The organism is Anabaenopsis sp. FSS-46 (assembly GCF_029891665.1).
Classification (GTDB): domain Bacteria; phylum Cyanobacteriota; class Cyanobacteriia; order Cyanobacteriales; family Nostocaceae; genus Anabaenopsis; species Anabaenopsis arnoldii.
The window spans coordinates 1-266 of sequence record NZ_JANQDG010000037.1 but is presented as its reverse complement, the minus strand read 5'-3'; the positions used below and the strand labels follow the sequence as shown (position 1 = coordinate 266).

Sequence of the window (266 nt, the reverse complement as noted above, 5' to 3'; positions counted from 1 at the left end):
TCCTACTTTCCCTCCTTCACCATCGCCAGTACCGTCACCACCACCACCACCACCATCGCCAGTGCCGTCACCAGTTCCCTGAGTGGGATTACTATCATTACTCTTAACCTTACCTGTTACCGCGCCTTTATTCTCCTGTTTCTGCTCTTCAGTGGTATTTGTACTATCTATTTGGTTGTTTACTTGGTCTTCTGAGGTTTGCTCTTTATCCCCTTCTGCGGCGGCTTTACCCCCTGATGCTGATGCTTTGGCTGTGGCTGCTGTTT

General features: G+C 49.6%; 1 protein-coding gene. It reads left to right on the top strand.

All coding sequences use genetic code 11. The features are described from left to right. Positions 1-82: 82 nt before the first annotated feature. The coding region (locus NWP21_RS03520) for a hypothetical protein (RefSeq protein WP_280791628.1) at positions 83-266 on the top strand (184 nt) is incomplete at its 3' end.